General features: G+C 46.2%; 1 protein-coding gene and 1 pseudogene. One reads left to right on the plus strand and one right to left on the minus strand.

Annotation, left to right across the window (positions count from 1 at the left end):
* A partial coding sequence (locus R7O13_RS31395; RefSeq protein ID WP_318305806.1) for an ASCH domain-containing protein occupies positions 1 to 224 on the plus strand: 224 nt, incomplete at its 5' end.
* 68 nt (positions 225 to 292) lie between these two features.
* On the opposite strand, the pseudogene R7O13_RS31400 reads toward R7O13_RS31395, so the two are convergent.
* Positions 293 to 502: pseudogene (locus R7O13_RS31400) on the minus strand (SAM-dependent methyltransferase); the annotation flags it as partial.

Here is a 502-nt window from a genome sequence, read left to right on the forward strand (position 1 = left end):
AGCCTGTTTGTGTAATTCAAATGACGGACGTGAGCACCTGTCGATATGATGAAGTCACCGCAGAGTTCGCCTATGCAGAAGGCGAAGGTGATAGAACGTTGAACTGTTGGCGTGACGCGCATGCTGCATTTTTTAAAGCCGAGTGCGATGAGTTGAACATCGATTGGCATGAGCAACGTTTGCTGGTTCTAGAACGCTTTAAAGTGGTGTATCCATCTGAATAATCAGCGTTGAGTGACTAAAAAACAGCACCGAGTTTGGTGCTGTTTTTGTTTTTATTCCTGCGTTCAGATTAGCGTTTCACTGCCGTGACGCTGAATACATGCCAATGTTTAGGCGTCCCGACTATGGTGGTGCCACCTTCATCTCTTTCATGCATGGAGACGATGTCATAGCCTTCAAAACATTGCTCGACTTGCTGGCGAGTGAGTGAGGTTAGATGAGCATGCGAGTTTGAATTAACCCAAGAATCGTTCACGCCTAAAAAGTCTCCGCAGAAAAC

The organism is Vibrio sp. Y176, from assembly GCF_033438945.1.